We start from the raw sequence: 17,347 nt of genomic DNA, 5'->3' as shown, positions 1-17,347 counted from the left end.
AACATCGTCTCGGTGTAGCCGTCCGCTCCGCGCATCGCTTCGCTCTCAGTGTTGGTCGATTCCTTGTTTCAACGTTTACCCCTCCCGCTCGGATGACGTCTGCGGGAGGTTTTTCAACAGCCTGCTATGCCACGCTCGCGATGGCGGCAAAGGTTTTCGATGCCGGGGTCTGCGACAACTTCGCGAGCGTCGCCGCCCTGTCCTATGGAAAGCAGGCTCAAGAGGCGGGCCGCTCATCCCTGGAGCAGGTGCGGATGGTTTCCCGCGGCGAGCACACCTGGGCCGAGGTGCATGGCGATGCCGAGGCGCCGCCCGTCGTCATGGATCCCTGGTCGGAAGGCCATGCCGTGTTCGCGGAGGATAGCCGGCTCGGCAAGGATCGCGCGCAGGTCGAGACCCATGCCGCCTTCGATATCGAGCGCGCGGCCGAGTACCACGAATGGACGGAGGAGTTCGCCGCGGGATTTCGATCGCAGATATGGCAGCGCCTGGACCAGGCCGAGGAGGCGTTGGAACAGATGTCGCCAAGGAATCACCCGGTTCCGCAGCCGGTGCTTGACGACGGCTTCGCCGGCCGCGTGCGCGATCGCCTGCAGGCGGCCGATCCATGGACGTCGGTGGTAACGGAGGTGCGGGCGGCCGGCATCTCCGCCTCGTTTGGCGGGCGCGGCGTGCCGAGCCTGCTAACGGACGCGCAAACGATGGTCGAGGCAACGGCGAACTTCGTGATGCCTGCCCCCGAGAACAGTCCGACCTGATATGCTCGCCTGCCTGTAGCGGCCCGACTGTCGAAGGAAGCCGTCAAAAAGCCTCGGAAGCCGACTAGCGATACATGAGTTTACCGTAGGCATCAGAGGGGCAGCCGCGCATGAAAATCACCCGCGGTCGCGGGATGGTCTCAATGTTTCAGATGGAGGAGATAGATGAACGAACCGACCTATGGTGAGCCGGCACCGCCGTGCGCCGCAGCGCACGACGAGGTTGAGCTCCCTGCCTTCGACATACCGTTTGGCGCGGTCGATACCCACGCCCACGTAATCTCTGGCGATCCGGCTTATCCGATGGTGGCCGCCGCCGCACGCAGCTATACACCGCCGCCAGCCCCTGAAGACAAATATTTGGCCATGCTCGATGCTCTGCGCATGACCTACGGAGTGCTGGTCCAAATCAGCGTGTATGGCACGGATAACCGCTGCATGCTCGAAGTGCTGCAGCGCCACACAGACCGCCTGAGGGGCGTCGCCGTAGTGTCTCCCGACGTCACCGACCGGGAACTGGAAATGCTGCACGAAGCCGGCGTGCGCGGCCTGCGTATCAATGTGCTGTTCGGCGGCGGCATCGGCTTCGCGGCGATGGAGACGCTCGCCCAACGCATCAAGCATCTTGGTTGGCACATGCAGTTCCTGATGGACGTTCGCGACCTGCCCGAACTGATGCCGCGCATGGTAAGCCTGCCAGTCGTAGGCGTCATCGATCATCTGGGGCATATGTCCGTAGCCGCCGGCCTTGAGAATCGGGGCTTCACCGCGCTGCGGCACCTTGTCGCCGATCACGGCTACTGGGTCAAGCTGTCAGGTGCCTATCGCATCAGTGATCGCTTTCAAAGCTTCGAGGACGTCACCCCTTTCGCCCGGACGCTGATCCGGGACGCGCCGGACCGCATGTTGTGGGGAAGCGACTGGCCTCACGTATCCCTGAGCCGAACGCCGGACACCGGCAGGCTGCTGAACCTGCTCGCCGAGTGGGCGCCCGACCCAGAAATTCGCCGACGAATCCTGGTCGCCAATCCCGCCCGCCTTTATGGCTTTTCGTGCAGCCTCGAGAGCTGTCAATCGAACCAAACATGGAACTCCGAGCGGAGCTGAAACCCCTGCCAGGCAGGACGCGCTGAATCGAGTTTCGGCTCTTTGTATCCACGCCCGACCAGGTGATCATCGTGACGGAACCGTTGAACCTCGAACGCCGCGCCCAGGTCTGGGAAACGCTCTCGGAACTGTTCGTCGGAAAGGAACTCCAGGACTACGATTACGCCAGGATTGCCGAAACACTGCGCGCATTCGGTTACCCCCTCGACCAGCTCGAAAAGGTACTGCGCGAAGAGGTCGCGCCGGTTTTTCGCAGCAATCTTTCTGCGCTCGCTGTGCCCGAAATGGAAGGGTGGGCACAAGACACGGTCGTGAAGGAGATACGGGCTTACCTTGAACGCGAGAGAATCGGCATATCCCGCCTGTTGATGCGTTTGGGAACGTCCAGGTCGCTGCCGGATGCCGCGACTAAGCGGTGGCGGCGAATCAGATCTTTGCTTTCGTAACGTGCCATGAGGCGACGCTCCCTCGGGTGATCGAACCATCGTAGTCTGCCCCCGGGCCCCGCTCCGCGAGTTCGGTCCATGACCTTCGTACCAACAGCGATGAAATCCACACGTGTTCTTTGGATCGCCATCGGCATCCTGGCGGCGTTGCCTGCCGCCGCGTTTGCCTTTGTAAAGCCTCTTCGCGTCGTCGCGCCCACGCTGATGCCGGGAATTGAGTGCCCTAGCCCCAACATTTGCATCGATAACGCTGCGTTGCTCGGCGATGCGCGACGGCTCTACCGCGAAGGGTATGAACAAGCGGTTGCAGCCGTCGGGCCATTCCGCAGCGCACCGCGTGTGGTGTTCTGCACAACGGCCGCGTGTGCCGACGAGTTTGGCCTAGGGCGGCGTGCAGCGGAGACCGCCGGCGACTTCGGCATGGCCGTGGCACCGCGTGGCTGGAAGCCGTTCTACCTCGTGCATGAAATGATCCACTACCGCCAGGCGGAATCGCTCGGCAACATTGCCGTAGCGACGAAACCGAAATGGCTGATCGAAGGTATGGCCTATTCGCTAAGCGGAGATCCGCGGCACCCATTGAGCAAACCGTTTGAACAATGGCGGTCTCAATTCAACGCGTGGTATGCGAACGTCGGGCCGCAGGATCTTTGGAAAGCGGCCCAAAGTGCGCGTTGACTCGCTGGCGCTGATGGGCGGGCGGAAGCTCCGGCTGTGACGGCGAAGTCACTGCACTTTCTCATCATCTGCTTTAAAAATGACCGGACTTACCCCTTGAATCGGACCATTCCCACAGCACACAATGAACGCACAGAACTCGTTGGACGCATCATCCGCACTGGGAAGAACGGAACACCGCCCAACGCCCAGCGCCACGCAGAACAATCGTTACGCCGGAGCATCGACGTCAACGCTTGAACTCAACGGTTGATCACGCGAGTCACCCGCCATCAAGGCACCGATGGTGCGATGTCAACGGTGACGGGGTCGCTTAGGAAGGATTCCATGGCGGCCGCAAGTGCGAGCGGCGTTTCGTTCATTGGGTAGTGGCCGGCGTTTTTCAGCATGTCGACGCTCGCGAGAGGATATCGACGCAGATAGGTGTCGGCCATCAATCCGGCAGTGAACGTCGGATCATGTTCGCCAACCAATACCTTCACCGGATGCACTCCGGCAATCTCATCGCTGAAATCCGTATCGGCCCAAGCACGAAGGTACGCTGCAAATGCTTCGCCAGAGGAACGCGATGCGGAATACGCCGCCTTCCAGTCAACCCAGGATGCGGGCAATCGGTTGCCGGTACTGCGATCGATGATGGTCCTGCGACTTTCCAAGAGGTGCGCAGCGTCTTCCAGAAAGCGCCGTGTCGTGGAGTCATATCGTATGCCGCCGCATGGAACCGGGGCAACGGCGACCATGGCCCGCACCCGGTCTGGCGTGAACGTGGCGATCCGCTCGATCGCCATACCACCCATCGAGTGGCCGACCAGACTGAAAGTGGGCAGCCCAAGTGCGTCAGCCAGAGTCAACGCATCGGTGGCGATCTCGTCGATCGTATATGCTCCGTGCGTTTCCCGCATACCTCCGTAACCACGATAGTCCATGAACACGTAGCTGAAAACATCAAGGGATAGCCAGGGTTCGATCGGCTCGAACGAGTGGGCGTCGCCAAACCAACCGTGTAGAACGAGAACGGGGTGCGGACCGTTCCCCACGCGATGAAACGTGTTGGGCATATCGATTCCAGTGCGAATGAAAGGGGCGTCGTTCGCCGCACGGCGAACGCTGACGAGACGCCACGCAACGATGGCTGCAAATCGTAAAGCCACCACCCCGCGCCCGCCTTCGGTATTGGGTCATCCACTGTAGAATTCGGGCCATGCGAAATACACTGGTCGATCCGTTCGAGGACATCCCACGAAGCGTGGTCGTGACCGCGAACGCGTATCCGGCCGGCTCAACGTTTCCAATGCACACGCATCGGCGCGGCCAGTTCGCGTTCGCCTCGCACGGAACGATCAGCGTGGCAACCCCCAAAGGCCGCTGGCTCGTGCCACCGCAACGGGCCTGCTGGGTACCGGCCGGCGTTGCGCACGAAATGACAATGAGCGGCCCGGTGACCATGCTCAATGCCTTCGTGTCGTCGGACGAAGCAAGTACCGCACGTATGCCGGCCCGTTGCGTCGTCTACGGCGTTTCTGCGCTTCTGAAGCAATTGCTCGAAGAGGCGATTGATTTGCCGGCCATGTACGACGTCAATGGACGCGCCGGCAAGCTGATGAATCTCCTTGTCGCTGAAATAGCGTCGATGCCGCGCCTTTCGCTTCACGCACCGCTGCCGAGCGATCGTCGCCTTGCACGTGCGTGCCGACGGTTGTTCGACACACCATCCATCACGATCGGACTCGACGCGATGGCGGCGGATGTCGGCATGAGCCGACGGACCTTTACGCGACTTTTCCGTGCACAGACCGGCGTCAGTTTCGCCGAATGGCGCCAGCAGGTTTGCCTACTCGCGGCCATCGAACGTTTGAGCAGAGGACAGGCGGTAACACGGATCGCGCTCGACCTGGGCTACACCAGTCCCAGTGCGTTTTCCTCAGCATTCCGTCGAGTCCTTGGGGAAACGCCGAGTCGGTATCTGGAGAGTCGCCGCCCGGCATGAGCGGCTTGCCCACCACGAGAAAGGCGTACCACGACGGAAAGACGTTACCGAACCGACCTGCCTCGGCCGACAGGTCGATCCGCCCTGCTCTACCCGCGCTACCTGTCCGGTGCAATGCCAGCACCGGAGCCTGGCTTTTGCCTGTGGCGATGTTCCGGATGTATGGCCGCAATCTCAATCATCGAGCCGCCATCAAACGACCGCTTCTGGTAGAGCAAAGCTCCCGCGACCGAAAATAGGATGCCCCGACCATCGACCTCTCCTATGTTTCGCCGACCGTCTGTAGATGGAAAATGCGCGGTGACGTAGATCCTGAAGAAAACTTCGATTTCCGGCGATCGCCTGCAGCAGTTCAACGATGGCATCGTCGATCGATAGCCCTTGCTCGAGCCAAGCGACCGCCAGACTGCACCAATACGGAGTTGGCCAACGCCGGCCCGCAACCACCATGTCGATGCGATCGGTCCGATGAAGCGGCGGAGAACGGCCGCGATGCAGCACACTCGCGTCCGGCAGCACGCACACCCTGAGCGGTCATTCCCGATAGCACAAAGCGCTTCCCTCTTAGCTGTAGTGCCCCTTCATTTTCCCTGCGAAGAACTGCACAAAGGCCTCCACCTTCTTCGGGCGGTTGCGTGCCTTCGGAAATACGGCATAGATGGCCGGGCATTCTGAGGGCATGTTCATCGCATAGTCGTCCAACAAGCGGATCAAACGTCCGTTGCGCAGATCGTCGTTGACAAGCCATTCTGGCTGAATCGTAATCCCGAGCCCGGTCCGGGCCCATGCGAGCAGCGCGTGCGATTCGTTGCTCGCGTGCGCACCTTTAACGGGGATCTTCACCGTGACGCCATCAATCCGGTACTCCCAGTGCAGGGAATGCGGCTCATGACGATACAAAAGACATTGATGCTGCAGTAGATCCGAGGGGTGCTCTGGCGCTCCATTCAGTGCAAGGTACTTGGCGCTGGCGCAGGTAATACGGCGATAAGACAGCAATCGGCGAATCATTAGATCGGAGTCTTTGGCATGGCCGGCACGAAGGGCAAGGTCAAAGCGATTCCCGACGAGGTCGACAATCCGGTCGCTCACCTGAAGATCGAGATCGATCTTCGGAAACTGCATTGAGAATTCATGCAGATGGGGATAAACGAAAGTCATCGCCACGCCTAAGGGCAACGTGACGCGAAGAGCGCCACGCGGTTCCGCAGCCAAGCTACGTACAGCGTCTTCTGCCTCCATCGACTGCTCGATGATTCGGTTGGCATGCACATACCAAAGCCGCCCGGCTTCCGTGACGTTGATGCGCCGCGTGGTGCGGTCGAGCAGGCGCACGCCGAGTTTCTTTTCCATCCGCGCCAAAACACCGGTGACGGTGGCGGGCGCAAGGCCGAGCACGCGTGTGGCCTGCGCCAGGCTGCCCGAGTCGACGATCTGACAGAACACCCGCATGTTGAAAAACTGGTCCATCCAGCAATTATTCAATAAACGTGAAGAATGCATTAACGGCCAGTCACTTTATCAAAGTTTCAACCGGCTGTAGAGTTTTTGTATTGCCTGTCTTGACCCATCACCGACAAACGGGAGAACCTCATGACTCAGCGCGGAAGCTGTCTTTGCCGGCGCGTACAGTACCGCATCCACGGCCCAATGACTGACGTTCTCAACTGCCATTGCTCAATGTGTCGAAAGATGCACGCTGCAGCCTTTCGTACACGTGCCAAGGTGGCGAGCAAAGATTGGGAATGGGTATCGGGAAAGAAACTCGTCAAGTACTACGAGTCCTCGCCGGGCGAACACAAGGGTTTTTGCAGTGAATGTGGATCGAGCCTGTTGACGCGCTTCGACCAACATCCGGAAGTGGTTGGGTTCCCACTCGGAACTTTGGATACCAATCCCGGCGTGCGGGCAGAGCGGCATGTTTTCGTGGGAAGCAAGGCTCCGTGGTTCGACATTACAGACCAACTTCCCCAACATGAAGAATACTGACGACACCATCCAGGCGAGCGTTTGAAGCCAGCTTTGCACGTCATTTTATTCGCAGGCGACGCCACCGTCGCAAAGCGGCATTGAGCCGACGGGCCAAACGCAGGAACAGCTCGTCAACGTACAGAACGTCACGGCGACCGTCGAGAAAGCGCATCAGACCGCTCTGCCCGCGTCTGTATAACGACATGCCTCCGACCTCGTTTCTTCCCTGCTTGAGTTTACAGACTCAGCAATCGATTCGATTTTCGGGGGCAAATCCACGTCCTTCTATCGACGCTTCTGGGACCTTCCGCAGTGACCCGCACCTCCGGAATTTCAGCAGCCTGCCAAGCTCTGCAGCCGTAACCTCAGATCCCAGACAATCTTCCGCTTTGTTGTTGGCAAGCGAAAACGTTTTCAAATAAATTATTATGCTCCGCATAAAAAATTTTTCGTTGCCATAGCTGCGCTCGATATATTATTTTTCGCCCTGGGCCGCGCGACGATGCTGGTATCGTTTCGTTAAAATTATTTATACAAAATAGAAATATATCTCCTAAGCATGCATTTTTCCTTACCCGCAGCCTATCTGCATAAATAAGCAAGCGCGCTTCAATCTGTGATTGAGATCTACCCGGATGGTGACTCTTAGATAGTAGTCGCCAGGGTACCGATTTTAAATTCCATTCGATGAAACTCCGGAAGTATCATGGGTAATGATGTGTGTGATTCTGTTTGGTATTTTGCTTATGGATCGAACATGGATCCTGCTCGTTTGATCGATGCCCGTCTCGCTCCCGCAGGCGCGGCCTGTTACGAACGTGTGCTGGGGCGGCTCGACGATTGGGCGTTAACGTTCGACAAACCGTCGGCTTACTTCCCCGGTGCAGCGGCCGCAAATTTAGTGGAAAGCCGTGGAGCGCATGTTTTCGGCACCCTGAATCGCATATCGGGGCACGGACTCAACGTGCTCGATCACTATGAGAACGTCGCAAGCGGCCAATATGAGCGTGTTATCGCTCGCGTTTTGCGCCCCGAGAACAATGAATACATCATCGCTACCACGTATGTCGCTCGTAACAACCTCGATTCACAACTGAAACCGCGGCTCGCGTATCTCAACCATCTCCTCGCCGGATCCGATATTCTTCCCGAAGCCTACGTCGAGCGACTCAAGTCGCTTCCGGTATGTGTCGAAGTCGCAGATCGTTTGCCGGCGTGAGCGCCGCGCGTTAGCAACGCCCGTTCAACTGTTCCACTCAGGATCCCCATGTCATTTCTAGCCGAACGTTTGTCGTCTGTTAAACCGTCCGCGACGCTCGCTATTACTCAGAAGGCTCGTGTTCTCCGCGCCGAAGGCGTCGATGTCATGTCGTTGTCGACGGGGGAGCCAGACTTCGATACGCCCGACAATATCAAGGAAGCGGCGATTGCCGCAATCCGGCGCGGCGAAACCAAGTACACCACGTCGGCGGGCATTCCTGAGTTGCGCGAGGCGATCGCACGTAAGTTCGAACGCGAAAACGGCCTGATCTACAAGTCCTCGCAGACGATCGTGAGCGCCGGCGCGAAGCACGTGATTTTCAACGCGTTGCTGGCGACACTCGGGCCGGGTGACGAAGTCCTTATTCCGAGCCCTTACTGGGTTTCGTATCCGGAAATGGTATCCCTATGCGGCGGTACGCCGGTCGCAGTTCCGACCCACAAGCACCATGCATACAAACTGCAGGCAGAGGACCTCGATCGCGCGATCACGCCGCGCACCAAATGGATCATTCTCAACTCGCCGTCGAATCCATCGGGAGCCGCCTACACGCGTGATGAACTCAAGGCGCTGACCGATGTCCTGGTACGCCATCCGCATGTATGGATTCTCACGGACGATATGTACGAGCACCTCGTCTACGATGATTTCGAATTTGTGACGCCAGCACAGGTCGAGCCGTTGCTGTACGACCGCACCTTGACCATGAACGGCGTCTCGAAAGCCTATGCGATGACCGGTTGGCGGGTCGGCTACGCCGCCGGTCCCAAGGTGCTGATCGACGCGATGGACCTGATCCAAGGTCAGCAAACTTCGGGGACGTGCTCAATCGCCCAGTGGGCCGCAGTCGAAGCGCTGAATGGCCCGCAGAGCCATCTTCCTCGATTCAGGAAAGCATTCAAGGAGCGTCGCGACCTCGTTATAGGCCTTCTCAATCGCACGCCGCATCTGCAGTGCGGCACACCGGAAGGGGCCTTCTACGTTTATCCGTCATGCGACGGGGCAATCGGCAAACGCACATCGAAAGGCAAGCTGATCGCGACCGACGAGGACTTCGTCACAGCGCTGATCGAAGACGAGGCGGTGGCTACCGTGCATGGTAGTGCGTTCGGGCTCGGTCCGAACTTTCGCATCTCATACGCGACATCGACGCAGGTCCTCGAAGAAGCATGCGGCCGCATCCATCGGTTTTGCGAAAGCCTGCGGTGATCGCACCCGCCCAATCGAGCCAGACAACCCGCATTCAATTAGAACAACGACAACATGATAAGCCCCCCCCCAATCGCAGTCGTGCCGCTGGCGACGTACTACATGATCATGTCCGTTACGCCCGGCCCCAACAACGTCATGTTGACGACCTCCGGAGCCACATTTGGTTTCGGCCGGACGCTGCCGCACGTCAGCGGCATCGTCTCCGGGTGTGCGCTCCAAACGTTCTTGCTCTGTATCGGCTTCGGCGTCGTATTTGTTTATTTCCCTTGGCTTCAGGGCGTGTTGAAATGGTGCGGCGCGGCTTACCTGCTTTATCTCGCGTACAAACTCGTCGGGGCGAGAGTCGCGAAGGCCAAGGCGGTAGTGAAGCCCTTGACCTTTTTCGACGCCGCGCTCTTTCAGGTCGTCAATCCTAAGGCATGGGTCAAGGCGATCACGACTGCCACGTTGTTCCTTCCGCCCGGAACGTCGGCTTGGGCGGCAGGCATTCGCATCTTCACGATTTGCGCGCTGGTGAATTTCGTGTCCGGCTCGATCTGGACGTCTTTCGGAGTGGGGATCGGCAAGTTATTGACCAATGAGTTTCGACTGCGGGTTTTCAACGCGGGCATGGCGCTGCTGTTGACCGCGACGGCCATCATCGTAGTCGTCTGAAGTAGACGGCAACCAACGTAGGTATGAATACAAAATAAAGAGAGGTCAACGTGCGAATTCTGATACTCGATCGCCTCGATGACGATTTGGCGAATCATGTTTTGGCCAAAAACGTCATCTATCGGCCCGACGTGCTCCACAAGGGTCCAACCGTTGTGCGCCGCGTCCTGATCGAAAGCGATGTCGATGCAGTTGTGACGCGCACCGCGTTGCCCGGCGACGTCGTTGCCGATTGGGCCGGCGACCGATCCGAGCCGTGCTACTACGTCTTGATCGGTGTGCGGGGCGGCGAGGACGACTCCGGTGCATTCGGGAGTGCGGTCGTGCTGAGCATCGAGGAGAACGGCGACGAAGATGCGTATATCGGGGCGCTGAAGACACTGGAACACGCTTTCACTGCTCAGTATGACGAGCGTTACCACGCCGGTAGCCGTCGCGTGTCTGCATCACGACGAGTGACATTGATAGGCGGCGGCCTCGTCAACCTCATCACGGCACACTACCTTTCGCAGCGCGACTACGACATCGAGATAGTCGACGCCCGTCCTGACCCGCGCACGGAAGCCGACTGGATGTCGTTCGGATGCAGCCGCGGTGGTGACGACGCTCGGATGTTCACGTTGTCGGAGATGGACAACTATAACTCGCGCGAAATTCACGAATCGATGAACACCGCGTTCCAGCGTTCGGTATCGGAATTCGGTTGGGCAACGCACCACGCCGGCAGCTTGTCGCAAGAGGAACATGCCTGGGTGGCGGAGTTCGAAAGCATTCCGACTTGGCTGGCCGATAGCTACAACGATGACATTTTTTCGCTGACACGCGAAAGCAGGGAGCTGTGGGATGCATGGATCGACAGTGACCCGCAGCTTTTCGAAGATAGCCTGATCCGTGAAGGCGTGTTGCGGATCTATTCGGATACGGAAAATTTCGCAGCAGCTGTCGCACGGCAAAGGCGCATCGGTGCGGCCCGCTCGATACTGTCCGGCGCGGATGTTGCTCGTGAACAACCGGCACTCGCCGCGGCGGTCGACGCTGGCCACATCGCCGGCGGCGTGGACGTCGTCGGTTTTACGATCAACGCGCACAAGTTTATGCGGCTGCTGATTGAGCGACTGGAGGCGAAAGGCGTTCGCACGCACTGGAACCGGCGCGCGCAGCAACTGGTATTCGAGGGACGCGGCAAGGTGGCCGGCGTGAGGCTTTCCGACGGCATGCTGACATCGGAAAATATCGTCATCTCACCGGGCGCATACGGCAGCACGTTGTTGAAAGGCACCGCTTCGGAAGGCAAGATCAATGGGGTGCTCGGAGCTTGGCTCAGGTTGCCGAACATTGATTGGTCGCTGCGCAATTCGCTCAAGCTTGCGCGCAAGGGCCACGTGACCGAGGACGCGAACATCACCGTAGCTACGGACGAGATCGGTGCCCCAATCATGATTATCGGATCGGGCTACGGCTACACCGGTATCGATGCGAACAATATCGATGCGCGTCTGCTCGAGGTCATGTACGCGGGACTGGTCGACACAGCACAGAAGTATTTCCCGGCCGCCTATCACGCTGCGATGGCGTCGGGCGATCTCAAGAGCGAACTAAGGTATTGCGTGCGCCCGTGGACCTCGTCGAGCCTTGGGATATTCGAAACAATTCCGACCGTGACCGCTGGACATTGCATCATCACCGGCGGCCACAACACGGGCGGTTTCGCGCAAGCGCCTGCCGTTGGAAAGGCCGTCGCCTCGTTATTGAACGGAGAGACACACCCGATGCATACGCTGTATCACCCTGATCGGGCAGCCGCGTTTCTCGCTGGTGCCCGAACGGAACGGACGGTCTTGCGATCTGCGTGACCACCGGAATGAAGCACAATTCGGGCGACATCGAAGCGGTAGCGCTGCACGGCCGGTACGTCAGCCTGATTCCGCTCGATCCTGCTGTTCACGCCGAGCGCTTGTATGCCGCCTGCCACGGCCCCGCATGCGAGGACCTGTGGCGCTTCCTGCGCGACGGTCCGTTTCCCGACGTACCGACTTACCGTGTGCATCTGGAAAGCATCGCTGGTCTGGATGGGTTTATGCCGTTCGTCATCGTGGACAACGAATCCCGCGACGTTGTCGGCAAAGTGAGTCTAATGCGCTACAGTCCGACGCACCGCTCCGTCGAGATCGGCTACGTGTTGTTTGCTCCCGTTCTGCGAAACAGCCGAGGCGGAACCGAGGCACTGTGTCTCCTGGCCCGACATGTCTTCGAGTATCTGGGCTGTCGTCGCTGCGAATGGCGAAGCGATGCAGCGAATCAAGCCTCCGCTCGCGCGGCGCTGAGATTTGGTTTCCACGCGGAAGGCGTTCTTCGGCAACACATGATCGTCAAGGCACGAAGCCGCGACACTGCGGTGTTTTCACTTCTCGACGCAGAATGGCCCGCGCGGAAGGCGGCGCTACATGCTTGGCTTGAGCCCGCGAACTTCGATTCGGCGGGGCGGCAGATCGTTGCGCTCAGGCGTTCCGAGCTGAGTGACCTTGCCCCCGCAGAGGAAGCTCGAAGCCCGCTTGAAGCACCCGCCCGATATATCGCCGAGGGCCGGCCAAATCCGTCCTCCGACTAACTTGGCTGCACTGACCGCACGGCCGAAACCCCGTACCGCGTCGTAGCTGCTCTCGGCCATGTCCTCGGCTTTGATCGCCAATGTGTTCGCTGCTAACGCCCGGTGCCGCCGCGTTGCGCAAGCGCCGACAGCAGAACGTTCGTTTGTTCCATCAACGTGGTGTGATACGTCGGTGGCATAACGACATCCTCGGTGCGCGCGAGCAGTTCCTCGACGCCTTGGCGGAACGAACGATCGATCTGCGTGCACTGCTCGGCAGCAAGTTGCGGCAGCACAGCGTCGATGAACTTGCACAGCACGCCCAAGCGGGCGCCGAAGCGCGCCACCGCCTCGCTGTTGCGTCGCGCAGTGCTGGCCGCCCCGTCGGTGAGCCGGTCCCGATTCGTTGTGTCATGATTTTCCATCTGAAGCGCACCTCCGTCGGGCATGCGGCAATAACGTAAGCGCCCACGAGGGCGGCGTCATTGCGTTCGATTACGGTCGGGCATAGGCGCCCCATTCCCGTTCTCGACGCCTACGTCCTCAATACGCACAACCGGCTTCCGGAAAGCGCGCGAACGATTCGTCATATATAGCATGGCGAAGCTTGCATGCGGTTTGCACTGCGTTTCAAATTCATATGAGGCGACGCTGATTTCCCGTAAGAAATCCTTAACGAACGCTCGAGTTGAATTCGCCACCTCGCATGGGAATGCGCAACAGACAATCGCCCATGTTGTCCGCGAAAAGTCGGCTAAATCAATAGAGGTGGGCTTCGAAAAACCCCGTGAGCAGGATTCGCGATCGGCTGTAGATGAAATAGACGGCAGACGCTTCGGAATGGCGCGGCGACGGGCGAAGTCATCGGGCAATTCAAATCGCGTCATCGACACCCCCCTCACCTGCAGCATAGGCTGTGCAGGCGTCACGCGGGTGCCAACGCAGTATCTGGAAACAATCGCTGCATGAACAAGGAATCCCCACTGCCCGTTACCACGAGCTGATTGGTCGAGCGCGTGGCCGCGATGTAGAACAGACGCGCTTCCTGCTCCAGATCATCCTTCTCCGCCGACAAGGCCCCCACGCCTGGGATCGCGACGAAGGGGTATTCCAGCCCCTTGCTGGCGTGCATGGTGAGGACGGTCACCATATCGGCGGTCGGCGAGTACGACTTCTTGCTTTGCTGCTGCCACTGATAGGGGATCCTGGCCCTGTCCAATGCATCGACGCAAGCCTTGCCGACCGACCACGTTCGATAAACGACCGCCATGTCCTGCCACGCGACGCCTTGTTGATGCGCCTGAGCCAGACGTCGAGCAACTTCGGACGCCTCGTCCCGAAGCGACGGAAGCTTGATCAACAGCGGCTGCGGTCCCTCCCGCCCACAACTGACCGGACGGATCAGCGGCACGCCGTCGTCGTCAGTCGCCTTCGGATCGAGGATGTCTTTCGCGATCAGAGCAGCCAACTCGAGGATCTGCCGCGTATTGCGGTAGTTGATTTTCAGAATCGTCGTTCGCCCCTGGGCCTGAACACCAACGCTCTTGAAACTGAATCCGCGATGGCTCGCCCGGTTGAAGATCGACTGCGCGTCGTCGTACAGCACCAGCAGACGGTTGCTATCGGGCGACACCATTTGCACCACGAGTTTGAACCAGGCCGGCTGGAAGTCATGCCCCTCGTCGATCAGAATCGCGCCATACTGCGCCGCCGGGATGTGGCCACGATCGACGCATTCGATGACACGTTGCACCACTGCAGGGAAAAAATCAGCGCCCCGTTCCGTGGGCAGGGACTGGTGATACGTGACCAACTGGTTACGACACCAACCATGAAAACTACGGGCATCAACCTTTCCGTTCAGCCCCTTGGCGTCCATCCAGCTCCTCAATCGCTTGGATAGAGGTTCGCTGAAACAGAGGATCAAGATAGGTTTGTCCGAGCAACTCGCCAAATATTCGGCACGGTACCCAAGGATCATCGTTTTGCCCGAGCCCGCGACACCGTGAATCACCCGATGACCGTCCCCCAGGCTGCGCGCGAGCTGCTCCTGCTGAAGGTCCATCACCGCCATGATGTCCGGAAGCTCGGCCTCGGGCTCGAACAGCGCCTGCTGCTGGGGCGTTATGCGAATCTCGGGGAATAAAATCCATCGAATACGATCGATTTGCGGCAGCGTCAGTTTCTCTCGGAACTGATACTTGAACATCAGCCACAACCGCTGCTGAAATTGTTCCGCGTCGACCGCTTCGGTCATCTCATCGGAGCAGATCACAAGACCCGGCTCGATCGCTCGATCGAGCCCACCGTCCATGAACTGCTTCCGAGTCATGTTGGACAACACCACGCCGAACGCCCACGGGAATCGCAGCTTCCCTTGATAAGCATGCCCCGCCGGGTGCACGAGCTGCGGATCCCGCTGAAGCTCGTCGATGATTTCCAGCGTGTAACCCCTGGCTTGCTCAAGTGGGCTGACGACCGTCTTCGGGCCATGCTCCCCCAGGATCTGCCACTCGCTGCGATCGGCCTTCACAATGACGGAAGGCTTCCAGTCCTTCACCTCGAGAACGAGCAATCCTCGCTGAGGATGCAAAATCACGAAATCCGGGTAGGACTGCATGGACGCGACACGCACGTCATACCAGATCAGGTAATCGCTCTCCAGTTTCTGTTCAAGTCGCTCGGCAAATCGCCGTTCCCCGGCTTGCATTTTGCCGACGCACGAGGAAAGCGACGGGACGATTGTGGCCATACTCGGAATATTCGATTTATTGGAATATTGTCAATCTACCATGCTCTGATTGACTGCAATGGCTGAATATAACCACCAATCGTTCTATAACCACCGATCGTTCCGGCATTTGTTTCGATGACGCATCGGCACAAGGCTTCGCTATGAGCGATCGCGGTCTTGCGGACATAGCGCCATCATGGCGCGTCTCCGGCGTCCTCCAGCACGGGATAGACGACAACCGAATGCCCCGGCCCCGCAGCGTCCTGGAGTTTCGGCAGCGTTTTGCGCAATCGAGCGCCGGAGACCGGGTGCGTCAAGACGATCAGGTCCGAAAGCGCGCCGCGGGAGGGGTCTTGCAGCAGAGAATGCGCGGAGATATTCGCATTGGCCAGCACCCGCCCGACCTCGGCGTTCACACCGGCGCGGTCTTGGAAACGCAGCCGCACGTAGTACGCTTGGTCGAGACTGCGCCGCTCCCCCGCGGGCGCAGTGGACGGCGCGTCGTCGCGAAAGCCCATGTTATAGCCACCATTGCCGTTCGCGAGTTCCAGCAAGTCCGCGAGCACGGCGCTGGATGTCTGCCTGCCGCCGGCGCCCGATCCATAGAGAAACGCTGAGCCGAGCAGATCCCCCTTAAGCAAGATGCCGTTCATGGAGCCGCCGACCTTGGCCAGCATCGAGTGGTTCGATACGAGCATCGGCTCCACGCCAACGTTCACACAGTCGCCCGCACGCTCGGCGCGGGCGATGAGCTTGGTTTCGTACCCTAGCCGCTTCGCGAACTCCATATCCTCGCGCTCGACCTGCGTGATGCCCTTGAAAACAACATGACCGAAGTCGATAGGGACGCCGAAAGCGAGCGAAGCCAGCAAGGCGATCTTATGCGCCGCGTCCTCGCCGTTGATGTCGAGCGTCGGGTCGGCCTCGGCGTACCCCTTTTGCTGGGCTTGCGCGAGTGCCGTCGCGAAATCCTTGCTGTGCTCGCTCATTTGCGAGAGCACGTAGTTCGAGGTGCCGTTCAGAATGCCGACCACCGACGTGATGCGGTTCGCCGCGACGGCCTCGCGCAGCGTCTTGACGATTGGAATCGACACGGCCACGGCGCCTTCGAACAGCACTCTGCGCCGAGCGCGCGACGCGGCCGCCATGATCTCCGCCCCGTGGCGCGCGAGCAGTGCCTTATTGGCCGTGATGACGTGCTTGCCCTGCGCAAGCGCACGCAACACCAATTCGCGGCCCAGCGGCACATTACCGGTCAGCTCGATCACGACATCGACCTCGGGGTCGTCCACCAGCCCGTGGGGGTCATCGTCGATCACGCAGCCCGGCGGTACGCGCCCGCGCGCGCGCGACGGCGTACGCGTGGCAACCCGAACGAAGTCGATCGGCGAACGCGCCTTGGCAAGAATGATGTCCCGGTTCGCCAGGAAGCTCTCGAGGGTGGCAGCAGCCACATTGCCGAAGCCCACGATGCCAGCTTTCATCTACTTCCTTGAATGTGTTTGTCGGATGGATTCAAATGTACGTTTCTATTTCCATAGCCGTGCGAAATAGTATCAACGCGCTTCTTCAGCAGGTGGACCGGCCCGGTAAATTTATGCCCCACGCAAATTTTCGGGCGTACAGTTTTTTTAAACGAATATTGGGTGTGACCGAAGACCACTGCCGACGGAAAAAGCTCGCCGTCCCCGGCTATCCAGGCGTACTGGGATTCCATGCGACCACGAAGCAGGTCTATTGGGACAAAGGCAACTGGTTCGAGAGCAGCGATCCCGATATCTATTCCACTGTCTTGTTTCGGTGACCTTGAGAACCGGCGTATTAACAGGCTGTTGAAAAACCTCCCGCAGACGTCATCCGAGCGGGAGGGGTAAACGTTGAAACAAGGAATCGACCAACACTGAGAGCGAAGCGATGCGCGGAGCGGACGGCTACACCGAGACGATGTTCAC

General features: G+C 59.3%; 17 protein-coding genes. 12 read left to right on the top strand and 5 right to left on the bottom strand.

Features of this window, described 5'->3' with window-relative positions; all coding sequences use genetic code 11:
* From MMB74_RS27075 to MMB74_RS27060, 4 genes are all read left to right on the top strand, one after another.
* The coding region (locus MMB74_RS27075) for a hypothetical protein (RefSeq protein ID WP_277431682.1) at positions 1 to 758 on the top strand (758 nt) is incomplete at its 5' end.
* A gap of 165 nt (positions 759 to 923) precedes the next feature.
* Positions 924 to 1,865 (top strand): amidohydrolase family protein, encoded by a 942-nt coding sequence (locus tag MMB74_RS27070; RefSeq protein ID WP_277431681.1) that lies wholly within the window; start codon positions 924 to 926, stop codon positions 1,863 to 1,865.
* Positions 1,866 to 1,927: 62 nt separating this feature from the next.
* Positions 1,928 to 2,311 carry a hypothetical protein gene (locus tag MMB74_RS27065; RefSeq protein WP_277431680.1) on the top strand — a complete coding sequence of 128 codons (384 nt, stop codon included), beginning with the start codon at positions 1,928 to 1,930 and terminating at the stop codon, positions 2,309 to 2,311.
* A gap of 99 nt (positions 2,312 to 2,410) precedes the next feature.
* On the top strand, positions 2,411 to 2,989 hold the full coding sequence (locus MMB74_RS27060) for a hypothetical protein (RefSeq protein WP_277431683.1): 579 nt from the start codon (positions 2,411 to 2,413) through the stop codon (positions 2,987 to 2,989).
* 272 nt (positions 2,990 to 3,261) lie between these two features.
* Here the strand turns inward: MMB74_RS27060 and MMB74_RS27055 are convergent, their stop codons facing one another.
* Positions 3,262 to 4,047: an alpha/beta hydrolase gene (locus tag MMB74_RS27055; RefSeq protein ID WP_277431679.1), complete on the bottom strand. Its 786-nt coding sequence runs from the start codon at positions 4,045 to 4,047 to the stop codon at positions 3,262 to 3,264.
* Between the two features lie 143 nt (positions 4,048 to 4,190).
* Here MMB74_RS27055 and MMB74_RS27050 point away from each other — a divergent pair, with 143 nt between their 5' ends.
* Positions 4,191 to 4,976: a helix-turn-helix transcriptional regulator gene (locus MMB74_RS27050; RefSeq protein ID WP_277431678.1), complete on the top strand. Its 786-nt coding sequence runs from the start codon at positions 4,191 to 4,193 to the stop codon at positions 4,974 to 4,976.
* A 564-nt stretch (positions 4,977 to 5,540) separates the two neighbouring features.
* Here the strand turns inward: MMB74_RS27050 and MMB74_RS27045 are convergent.
* The gene (locus MMB74_RS27045; RefSeq protein WP_277431677.1) at positions 5,541 to 6,446 is read right to left on the bottom strand and encodes a LysR family transcriptional regulator; all 906 of its coding nucleotides are present in this window, start codon (positions 6,444 to 6,446) and stop codon (positions 5,541 to 5,543) included.
* Positions 6,447 to 6,569: 123 nt separating this feature from the next.
* Here MMB74_RS27045 and MMB74_RS27040 point away from each other — a divergent pair, with 123 nt between their 5' ends.
* The 6 genes from MMB74_RS27040 to MMB74_RS27015 all read left to right on the top strand — a co-directional run bounded on the left by MMB74_RS27040 (position 6,570) and on the right by MMB74_RS27015 (position 12,682).
* A complete protein-coding gene (locus tag MMB74_RS27040; protein ID WP_277431676.1) occupies positions 6,570 to 6,965 on the top strand; it encodes a GFA family protein in 396 nt (131 codons plus the stop codon).
* A gap of 688 nt (positions 6,966 to 7,653) precedes the next feature.
* Positions 7,654 to 8,166 carry a gamma-glutamylcyclotransferase gene (locus tag MMB74_RS27035; RefSeq protein WP_277431675.1) on the top strand — a complete coding sequence of 171 codons (513 nt, stop codon included), beginning with the start codon at positions 7,654 to 7,656 and terminating at the stop codon, positions 8,164 to 8,166.
* Positions 8,167 to 8,214: 48 nt separating this feature from the next.
* Complete coding sequence (locus MMB74_RS27030; RefSeq protein WP_277431674.1) at positions 8,215 to 9,417, top strand: pyridoxal phosphate-dependent aminotransferase; 1,203 nt, start codon at positions 8,215 to 8,217, stop codon at positions 9,415 to 9,417.
* 54 nt (positions 9,418 to 9,471) lie between these two features.
* The gene (locus MMB74_RS27025) at positions 9,472 to 10,074 is read left to right on the top strand and encodes a LysE family translocator (RefSeq protein ID WP_277431673.1); all 603 of its coding nucleotides are present in this window, start codon (positions 9,472 to 9,474) and stop codon (positions 10,072 to 10,074) included.
* A gap of 323 nt (positions 10,075 to 10,397) precedes the next feature.
* A complete protein-coding gene (locus MMB74_RS27020) occupies positions 10,398 to 11,927 on the top strand; it encodes an FAD-dependent oxidoreductase (RefSeq protein WP_277431672.1) in 1,530 nt (509 codons plus the stop codon).
* Between the two features lie 8 nt (positions 11,928 to 11,935).
* Positions 11,936 to 12,682: a GNAT family protein gene (locus MMB74_RS27015; RefSeq protein ID WP_277431671.1), complete on the top strand. Its 747-nt coding sequence runs from the start codon at positions 11,936 to 11,938 to the stop codon at positions 12,680 to 12,682.
* Between the two features lie 92 nt (positions 12,683 to 12,774).
* Here MMB74_RS27015 and MMB74_RS27010 read toward each other — a convergent pair whose 3' ends face one another.
* The 3 genes from MMB74_RS27010 to MMB74_RS27000 form a co-directional block, all read right to left on the bottom strand.
* Positions 12,775 to 13,086 (bottom strand): hypothetical protein, encoded by a 312-nt coding sequence (locus tag MMB74_RS27010; RefSeq protein ID WP_277431670.1) that lies wholly within the window; start codon positions 13,084 to 13,086, stop codon positions 12,775 to 12,777.
* A gap of 500 nt (positions 13,087 to 13,586) precedes the next feature.
* Positions 13,587 to 15,413: a 3'-5' exonuclease gene (locus MMB74_RS27005; RefSeq protein ID WP_277431669.1), complete on the bottom strand. Its 1,827-nt coding sequence runs from the start codon at positions 15,411 to 15,413 to the stop codon at positions 13,587 to 13,589.
* Between the two features lie 176 nt (positions 15,414 to 15,589).
* On the bottom strand, positions 15,590 to 16,879 hold the full coding sequence (locus tag MMB74_RS27000; protein ID WP_277431668.1) for a homoserine dehydrogenase: 1,290 nt from the start codon (positions 16,877 to 16,879) through the stop codon (positions 15,590 to 15,592).
* Positions 16,880 to 16,914: 35 nt separating this feature from the next.
* Here MMB74_RS27000 and MMB74_RS26995 point away from each other — a divergent pair, with 35 nt between their 5' ends.
* Positions 16,915 to 17,199: a hypothetical protein gene (locus MMB74_RS26995; protein WP_277431667.1), complete on the top strand. Its 285-nt coding sequence runs from the start codon at positions 16,915 to 16,917 to the stop codon at positions 17,197 to 17,199.
* The last annotated feature ends 148 nt before the right edge of the window (positions 17,200 to 17,347 follow it).

Source organism: Trinickia sp. Y13 (assembly GCF_029522115.1).
In the GTDB taxonomy this organism is placed as follows: domain Bacteria; phylum Pseudomonadota; class Gammaproteobacteria; order Burkholderiales; family Burkholderiaceae; genus Trinickia.
This window is presented reverse-complemented; position numbering and strand designations above follow the sequence as displayed.